The following is a 7,645-nucleotide window of genomic DNA, read 5'->3' on the forward strand; positions in this document are numbered from 1 at the left end:
CAGTACGGCACCGAGGACTTCCAGGCGATCCGGTAATCCCGGAGACACTTTTTGAGAACCCCCATATCGAACTGCGCATTGTGAGCCACCAGAATCCCTGATGAAAACAAGGGCTCAATTTTCTGCCATAATCCCGCAAAGGTCGGGGCCCCGGAAACCGTGCCGGCATCTATTCCGGTGAGACTGGTATTGAACGCATCAAAATGCTGCTCGGGATTGACGTAGGAAAAATAGTCTTGCGTAATCCTGCCGTTCTCCACCACCGAGATCCCGATGGCGCTCATTCTGCTGTTGGAGCGGTTGGGGGTTTCCACGTCAAAGACAATAAATCTGGACATCGCGTGTTTGCTTCCTTGTGAGGTTAAAAAATCCTTGCGGCTGAGCTTTTCCGGCTGACCGCTTTCCGGTATTTCGGGAACCCGGTCTTGCGTCATCCCAGCTTTTCCGCCCATTCGACTTCCCGGAACCCCGCCAGTACCAGATTATCCTTTATCAGGAGAGGCCGCTTTACCAGCATACCGTCAGAAGCCAGGAGAGCAAACTGTTCATCAGCGCTCATTCCCGGAAGCTTGGCGGAAAGCCCCAGCTCCCGGTACTTCATGCCGCTGGTGTTGAAAAACCGTTTCAGCGGAAGTCCGCTCAGGGCCTGATACTTCCTGAGGGCCGCTTCATCAGGATGATCGCTTTGGATATCCCGCAGGGTGTATTTGATGCCATGTTCATCCAGCCACTTAAGTGCCTTCTTGCAGGTCGTACAGCGGCTGTGGCAGTACACATCTATGCTCATAAAAGCTCCGTTTACCTTGAGATCATGAGAAACATTGTAAGACAGTGCCTTTCGAAACACCATAAATTCCGTTTTTCAGGGAATCCAAATGCCAACCCCGGCACATGCGCTTATCTGTCTGCCCTCCCCATTTCAGTTGCAGCATCCCCTCCTTCCAGGGCCTTCTCCGGGATTTTCCGCCTCAGGGCAGGAATTCCCTCAGGCCGGGAGCTTAATTCTCAAAGCCGGACGCACCCCGCCGATACTGCCGGTATAAGCGCCGTCATCAATCAGCCCCTCATCTGCCACCGTGGCTCCCAGCATGGCGGATGCCCCGGGAGAACGGAGCCACCACCAGACACCTCCGTATCCATCCTCGAGTCTGCAGGTACGCTGACTGACAAAAGGAGCGGCCTTGCACAGCCTGGAGCTCAAACTTTCAAAATACCGCTCCGTCTCCGCGCGGCTCAAAAGAAACACCCGGTCAAGGGTAGCGGGACAGAACTCCCGATCCTTGGGATACTCCACACCGGCGGTGTCCGCCTCCGGATCCCAGCGGGGCTGCTCTTTATTGTCAAGGCGGGATACCTTGATGAGCTTCCGCTCCTCCGGTGAGAAGGATTCCTCCAGAAATACTCCGTTGAGCCAGCCCCGGAGCTCGCAGTCCTTCCAGTTAACCATGCCGCCCTGATGAAGCCTCCGAAAAGCCAAGGCATACCGGGCAACCAGAAGAACCTCTTTTCCGCCGGGAACATCTGAGGCAGGGGCACCGGAATTATCTTCAGGACAGCCATCAGACACCTCAAGCACCAGCCACTCCAGAGGAATTCCGGCATTTTCCGCCGGATTGCGGTAGAAGCCGAAGCTGACAATGTCCCCCTTCCTGAGAGCAGATGCTTCCAAAACCGGAGTAACGGTATTTGCGTTTTTGGACATATTAGTCTCCTGAATCTTAAAAATGAACATGAGCGAAATGGTTAAATACTGAAGCTTAACAAAGCCGCATAAGCACCCTGCTTGCGACACCGGAACCGCTGGGGTCTTTAACTGAAAAGGCGGAGGTTTCGGGATTGCAGGAAAACCAAATCTCCGTCTTCACAAGGGACTTATCATGTTTCCTTAATGCGCAACGCCGGCCTTACGCCGCAGGAGTTACCGACATAATTGCCCCGGCAGATATCCCCCTCATATCCCACACTCGCAGCAAGAAGGTCAGCATCAGTGGGAGAACGCAGCCACCACCAGAAATAGGGGGCGGTTTTCTTGTGGGGAAGATTGTCGCCTCTGAGAGCCCAGGGAGTGGCTCCGCAAAGCCGGTCTTCCTTGGCAGGAAAATACTTCTTAACTTCGGCAATGCTCAGGCAGAATACCCTGTCTTCCGTGTCCGGACAGAATTGCCGCCCCTCGGGCCATTGGCAGACCTCGCCGGCATGGGAAACGTAACCGGGGCAGGCCTCATCATGAAGATGAGATACGGCAATCATCTCCAGTTCCGCGGCGCTGAAGGCCATGCTTGCAAAATTTCCGTTAAGGATCTCACGAAGCTCGCTTATCGCCCAGTTCGTGGATCCCCCCACATGAAACCGCCGGAAAAACAGCACCTTGCAGCTCAGCAGAAGAGCCTCCCGGCCTCCGGAAGCAGTTTCATGAGAATCCGTAACATCCAGCGCCAGCCACTCCAGAGGAGTTTTTACTTTCAGGATCTCCTGTCTGAAGAGGCCGAACTTAACCGTATCCCCCGGCTTGAGATTATCCCAGAAGCCCGCGCTGTGAACGTCCCTGATAATATCCGGCATATCCGCCTCCTTTTCTAAACATATGATTATTATACCTGCTCTCACATAATCACGCAAGTAAAAATATATTCTTTGTAAAAATTTTTAGAAAAATATGCTCAATACCAGTAAAAACTAGAAAAATGATAGCGGCAGAGAATGCCTGATTGAAAAAAACAGCATGAAAGGGAGAGCTTCAGTGGGAACCGCATGGTTCCGAAGATGAGCCGGAAAGGGCATCCCGGCCCGGAGGGATCATCTCAGAGATGCAAAAGCAGCTCTCTCCCGGTGTCTGATTTCAGGAGAGGCGGCGATACATAGACGAAAAGCTTAAATCGCAGAGAGCGCTATCTCGTTTTCATGCGGCGGAAACTGCCCTTGCCCACCCGGACAGCGGGACGCACAAAGACATCCTTGCTGAACACGTTGCTGCCCTGCGCTGCCACCTGACCGTTAAAGGATACGGTAAGAGCGCTGTAGCCCTTGCTGCCGCGGTTCCGGAGCCACCAGGAGCCGTAGCGATCCTTGCCGCCGCTGCCCAGGCGGTTCCGGGCATAATCGGTAACCTCGCAGAGCAGCATCTCCGGAGTGTTAAGATATCTGGCAGTCTCCTCGCTGCTGAGCAGGAACACCCGATCCCGGGAAAACTTCCCGCTGGCGCCCTTATTAGCCGCGCCTATGGCCCCTTCCTCCGGAATCATGCTGGTTTCCAGAGCATCTCTTTCCGCTGCGGTAAAGGCGGTCATCAGGAAATCATGATTAAGCCATTTGTTAATGTTGCTGGTGCCCCAGGAGGTATCGGAGTACTGATCATGATACGGCCGGAGATCCAGACATTTGCGGGATATGAGAAGCAGGGTGTTCCCTTCGGAAGAGAACTGATACCATTCCACCTTCGTGAGAGCCCCGCCCCCGCTCTGAGGATAGCGGCCAAAGGAAACAACCTCCTGATCCGCAGTCTTGCGAACGGCTTTCGTGTCTTCCTGCGGCGCGGCTGCCTGAGCGGCCTTTTCCGGCGGCCTTTCCGCCACGCCGGCATGCTCCAGGGTAAAGTTCACCAGAAAGACAATCAGGCTCAGAATAACGAAATACTTAACGGCCGGAAGCAGCATGCCGCCGAAGGGCTTCCGGTAGTCCGGGGGATATTCTCCGTCCGGATAGTAGATCTCATTTACCAGGGTTTCGTGCTTTCTCCGGGCGATCTCCTCGTCCGAGACCTGATAGGTAACCCCGTTAATAGTCACCGGTTTCCGGTGTCCCTTGTTCATGATGCGGTTCTGAATGTCGGCAATGAATCTCCTGGGGGCAAAGCCCTGACTCAGGGCATCCGACAGCCGGAAATACGAGGAGGTATGCCAGACCTCCCGATCCGCCTCATAGAGACCAAGACCGTAGCAGGTGAAGATCTTCCGGATCTCGTAATACCGGCGTTTCCTGAGGAGGCTGTCCACGAAATGATTGAAATGGGTGCCGTTACGGAAACGGTATTCCCCGTCCCCGAACACTGCCGCCGTGATACTGCTGAGCCGGGCCTCCAGCAGCTGGCGGGTTTCCGTTTCCGGAAAGGCGGCGCAGAGAAACAAAAGACTGTGCTTGTGGCGGCGGAGAAAATCCTGATACTCCTCCCGGCTGCGCTTCTGCAGCACCGCCATGGCTTCCTCAAAATCTCTCGGGGTGAGATAAACGCTGGTGCCGAGACGGAATTTTCGGACCGCGGAAAGACGGTAGCCCAGGTAAAGCACCTGCCAGACCCCGTTTTTAAGCCAGGGCTCGGCATTCAGAAAGGGATCCTCCGGCTGGAAGGAATTACCGGGAGTTTCGGAAATGTAGATCCGGGCCTCCCGGAGCCGGGCCACCAGATCGCCATTGCCCTCGGCAAATTCCGCATAGGAGATAAGAACGCCGTTAAAAAGAAGTTTGAGAGCAGATTCCAGATACTCCGTGTCCGGAGTCAGCATGGAGGTCTCCTGAATAAGGGAGACCCCGAAATCATCGCAGCTTTCAAAAACCCGGCCGGCGCAGTAAAAACGGCGCTCCCCGCCGGGAAAGGCAAAGCCTGAAATCAGAGCCAGAATCCCGGAGCTTAAGCGTTCCCGTTCCGCGGTTTCCCGGAGCCTGGTAACTATATGAAAGCATCTCCGGATATCAGTAATCTTGCGGTCATCGGGGCTTAAAGCAAAGAAGAGCTTCCGGAAATCCTCAAAAACCGGAAGATTCATGTCCCCGTCGCGGGCATAGGCCTCCTGAGCCAGCCGGGAAACATCAGCTGTCAGATCTGCAAGAGAGGTATACTCCCGGCCGTTAAAAACCAATCCGTCCCCCGTTTCCCGGGAGGAAACATCATACATAAAATTTTCTCCGGTAAGACTTAAGAGAACAGGTCTCCCTGAAAACGCCCGCGCTCTCCCTTCCTTCGGGGAGATCCGCGGAAAAACCTTAAGTCCCCGGCCGCTGCCGGGTTACCAATGCAGAATACGACTTTTCCGGAAAAAGGTTAAACACTGCCGCATTTTCGCAGGTAAAACTTTGTAGAAGGTCAATAAAGAGAAATCGGGAGAACAGGGACAGGCGGATTTCCGGAAAACCCGGAACCGGCTATAATGAGTTATCCCGGCGGCCGTCTGAGATCGGCTGCCCGTCCCCAGAGGAGAATAAACATGACGCGCTTTCATGTCGGAGATATTGTCCGGCACTTCAAAAGAGAAAACTCCGCCCCCGGAACCACGGCCTACCTCTACAAGATCCTGGCCTTTGCCGCTCATACCGAGACCGGCGAGGAGCTGGTGATCTACCAGGGGCTCTACCCGCCCTTCAAGGTCTGCGCCCGGCCCCGGGAGATGTTCGAGAGCGAGACGGATCATAAAAAGTACCCCGAGGCCCGCCAGAAATACCGTTTTGAAGCGGCAGCCCCCGAGGATCTTTCCGGAATTCCGGCCCGCTGAACCGGATCCGGGGCGCGGTCAGTTCTCCCGGGACTTCGCGTCTCCTGACACGCCATACCCCAGACGGGCGGCCAGCGCCGGAAGCAGTCCGAAGACGCCGAACACGGTGAAAAAGCTGCCCGTTACCTTGGCAAGACGCACGGGCATAAGTTCCTTCAATGCTCCGTTCAGGCAATAGTATGACAGAAGCGCCAGAATAACCGCCAGCGCAGTCATGATGACTTTCTGCCGCAGGGTGGCGTTTTCAGCCTCGTAGCCCCGGAAATAATGCAGGAAAAACAGGGTAAATGAAGCCCCGAGAAAGAGACCGCTGTTCTTGTAGGAATCCTGCACCAGCTTGGCGGCATCAACCGTTTCGGGATAGGAACGGCACTCAATGAAAACCACGGCGAGAAGGCTCAGTATCACAGAAATCAGGAACAGCATTCCCTTTTTACGGCCCTGAGACTGCTCATTTCCCCGGGAAATCCAGCGGAAGATCTTATGCATGAGCAGCACTATGAAAATGGTGCTTATGAGACCGATAAGCACATCCTGCGGCGTATGCACCCCCAGGTAGTTCCGGGAAAACATCACCAGAAGTATTATAACCGGACAAACCACCCAAAGATAAGGCTTTACGGAGCCGAGCCTGGAGACCAGCCCTCCGAAAAAACCTGTTGCCGTGGTTGAATGGCCGCTGGGAAAGGAAAAACCGGTGGCAGCGACTTTGGCATCCCCTGCCGGAACAATGAGTTCATCCCGCATCCAGGGACGCAGAGCAGAGACTGTGGGCTTAAGAAGACCGTTCAGCATGCTTGAATATCCTAAAACCTGCACCAGAAACAGACCCGTCCGGGTACTGAAGCAGAAATAGACCAATATCAGCAGAAAAATAATAACATGTCCGGTGCCAAGATAAGTAACATACTGAAAAAAACCGGTAAAAATGTCATTGCTGTATTCCCGAAAATTCTGGAGTGCCATGAGATAATCCAGATCCAGATGAAATCCCGGATCCTTGAATACCGTCATGCTGAGGACGGTTACCGCCGCGGTAATAGCGACGGCGGCGATAATGGCAATGTTTTCAAGGCGATGTTTTCCGGTCTCGGCCGGCACGGTATACTGCGGCATAATATCTCTCCTTAAGACAGCTTGCATGGAAGGAACGGCAAAGCCTATCATGAATGGTAAACGCAACACCCGCCGAAAAGATACAGCATTTCCCGGAACGGGATTGTCAGCGGGAACGCGGATTTCCCCCAAACCGGCAAAATCGCCCTGGGTTTGCCGTCCGGGATCCGGCAAAAACCCGTCCCGGATCTCAAAACACAGATCTTTTCCGGGCCTGACTCTCCTTTTCCGGAGAAACTCTTCCCGAAAACCGCCCTTCCGCTATAATCAAAGGTGATCGCTTCTGCGGTCATCTTCATTATTATCGCTGTCAGCTAATCAAACAGCAATCGTCTTTCAAACATGAGGTAACACAGCAATGTCCCTTATCAATAAGCCGGTAATTGATTTTACCGTTCAGGCCTTCCAGGACGGCGAATTCAAGGCCGTTTCCAAAAAGGATATCCTCGGCAAGTGGAGCATTTTCTTCTTTTATCCGGCAGACTTCACCTTCGTCTGCCCCACCGAGCTTGAGGATCTGGCCAACAAGTATGAGGAATTCAAGGCCATCAACTGCGAAATCTACAGCGTTTCCTGCGACTCTCATTTCGTGCACAAGGCCTGGCATGACGCCTCCAAGACCATCAAGAAGATCCACTACCCCATGCTGGCAGATCCCACCGGAACTCTGGCCCGGGGCTTTGAGGTCATGATCGAGGATCAGGGCATGGCCGAACGCGGCAGCTTTATTGTTAATCCCGAAGGCAATATCGTGGCCTACGAGGTGGTAGCCGGCAATATCGGCCGCAATGCCGACGAGCTTTTCAGAAGAGTGCAGGCCTCGCAGTTTGTGGCCGAGCACGGGGATCAGGTATGCCCTGCCAAATGGAAGCCGGGCGCTGAAACTCTGAAGCCCAGCCTGGATCTGGTAGGCCTGATCTAAGGAATCCGGTTTCAAGAACAGTCTTAACGCCGGATGCACCGAGACAAAAAGAGATGAAAAGAGGGGTAATCCCTCTTTTTTTCTGCCGATGTCATCCGGGATCTTTTCGATATCTGATTTCTTA

General features: G+C 54.0%; 8 protein-coding genes. 2 read left to right on the plus strand and 6 right to left on the minus strand.

Annotated elements, in window-relative coordinates:
- The 5 genes from ACJROR_RS05075 to ACJROR_RS05095 all read right to left on the minus strand — a co-directional run.
- On the minus strand, positions 1-338 hold a 338-nt coding region (locus tag ACJROR_RS05075), incomplete at its 3' end, for an exonuclease domain-containing protein (RefSeq protein ID WP_406546147.1).
- A 92-nt stretch (positions 339-430) separates the two neighbouring features.
- Complete coding sequence (locus ACJROR_RS05080) at positions 431-787, minus strand: arsenate reductase family protein (RefSeq protein ID WP_406546148.1); 357 nt, start codon at positions 785-787, stop codon at positions 431-433.
- A gap of 198 nt (positions 788-985) precedes the next feature.
- A complete protein-coding gene (locus ACJROR_RS05085) occupies positions 986-1,702 on the minus strand; it encodes a DUF6273 domain-containing protein (RefSeq protein WP_406546149.1) in 717 nt (238 codons plus the stop codon).
- Positions 1,703-1,875: 173 nt separating this feature from the next.
- Positions 1,876-2,562 carry a DUF6273 domain-containing protein gene (locus ACJROR_RS05090; protein ID WP_406546150.1) on the minus strand — a complete coding sequence of 229 codons (687 nt, stop codon included), beginning with the start codon at positions 2,560-2,562 and terminating at the stop codon, positions 1,876-1,878.
- A 326-nt stretch (positions 2,563-2,888) separates the two neighbouring features.
- Positions 2,889-4,889, minus strand: a complete 2,001-nt coding sequence (locus ACJROR_RS05095; RefSeq protein ID WP_406546151.1) for a DUF6273 domain-containing protein — start codon at positions 4,887-4,889, stop codon at positions 2,889-2,891.
- Positions 4,890-5,198: 309 nt separating this feature from the next.
- Here ACJROR_RS05095 and ACJROR_RS05100 point away from each other — a divergent pair, with 309 nt between their 5' ends.
- The gene (locus ACJROR_RS05100; RefSeq protein WP_406546152.1) at positions 5,199-5,483 is read left to right on the plus strand and encodes a DUF1653 domain-containing protein; all 285 of its coding nucleotides are present in this window, start codon (positions 5,199-5,201) and stop codon (positions 5,481-5,483) included.
- An 18-nt stretch (positions 5,484-5,501) separates the two neighbouring features.
- Here the strand turns inward: ACJROR_RS05100 and ACJROR_RS05105 are convergent, their stop codons facing one another.
- Positions 5,502-6,599 carry a phosphatase PAP2 family protein gene (locus tag ACJROR_RS05105; RefSeq protein ID WP_406546153.1) on the minus strand — a complete coding sequence of 366 codons (1,098 nt, stop codon included), beginning with the start codon at positions 6,597-6,599 and terminating at the stop codon, positions 5,502-5,504.
- Positions 6,600-6,957: 358 nt separating this feature from the next.
- On the opposite strand from ACJROR_RS05105, the gene ahpC reads away from it, so the two are divergent.
- On the plus strand, positions 6,958-7,521 hold the full coding sequence (ahpC, locus tag ACJROR_RS05110; protein ID WP_406043078.1) for an alkyl hydroperoxide reductase subunit C: 564 nt from the start codon (positions 6,958-6,960) through the stop codon (positions 7,519-7,521).
- The last annotated feature ends 124 nt before the right edge of the window (positions 7,522-7,645 follow it).

Origin of the sequence: Succinimonas sp., from assembly GCF_045225735.1 — a bacterium.
Taxonomy (GTDB): Bacteria; Pseudomonadota; Gammaproteobacteria; order Enterobacterales; family Succinivibrionaceae; genus Succinimonas.

Excerpts from the sequence above, each read along its gene's own strand:
- ACJROR_RS05085 (WP_406546149.1), bottom strand. The coding sequence starts at position 1,702 with ATGTCCAAAAACGCAAATACCGTTACTCCGGTTTTGGAAGCATCTGCT.
- ACJROR_RS05080 (WP_406546148.1), bottom strand. The coding sequence starts at position 787 with ATGAGCATAGATGTGTACTGCCACAGCCGCTGTACGACCTGCAAGAAG.
- ACJROR_RS05100 (WP_406546152.1), top strand. The coding sequence starts at position 5,199 with ATGACGCGCTTTCATGTCGGAGATATTGTCCGGCACTTCAAAAGAGAA.
- ahpC (WP_406043078.1), top strand. The coding sequence starts at position 6,958 with ATGTCCCTTATCAATAAGCCGGTAATTGATTTTACCGTTCAGGCCTTC.
- ACJROR_RS05090 (WP_406546150.1), bottom strand. The coding sequence starts at position 2,562 with ATGCCGGATATTATCAGGGACGTTCACAGCGCGGGCTTCTGGGATAAT.
- ACJROR_RS05095 (WP_406546151.1), bottom strand. The coding sequence starts at position 4,889 with ATGTATGATGTTTCCTCCCGGGAAACGGGGGACGGATTGGTTTTTAAC.
- ACJROR_RS05105 (WP_406546153.1), bottom strand. The coding sequence starts at position 6,599 with ATGCCGCAGTATACCGTGCCGGCCGAGACCGGAAAACATCGCCTTGAA.